Annotated in this window: 1 protein-coding gene; it reads right to left on the reverse strand. The window is 36.9% G+C overall.

Annotation, left to right across the window (positions count from 1 at the left end; all coding sequences use genetic code 11):
- Window positions 1–274, reverse strand: a 274-nt coding sequence (locus BU804_RS13045) for a hypothetical protein (protein ID WP_158024978.1), incomplete at both ends; no start/stop codon positions are given.

Genomic DNA, 274 nt, shown 5'->3' on the forward strand with positions numbered 1-274 from the left:
TGTACTCTTTGATACAACGACCTACAATTTCCCTGTCATAGTTGCGAACAAGACGAGGATCGATTTCTGGCAAGTGTAAAAACTGTCCGATTTCCGGATTCGACTGGGAAAAGATGGTATTAATTAAGCTAGACTCTAGCACACTTTGTACAAAAACTTGAAGATTTTCAAACTTTATGTCGTAATCTTGAAGATTTTTCATCTCTAGCTTCAAACTGTTCTTAAACCGATCTTCTAATAGTCTTTCATCATCCGGATCTAAACATTGCGAAGA

This window comes from Candidatus Protochlamydia sp. W-9 (genome assembly GCF_001950615.1).
Lineage (GTDB): Bacteria > Chlamydiota > Chlamydiia > Chlamydiales > Parachlamydiaceae > Protochlamydia > Protochlamydia amoebophila.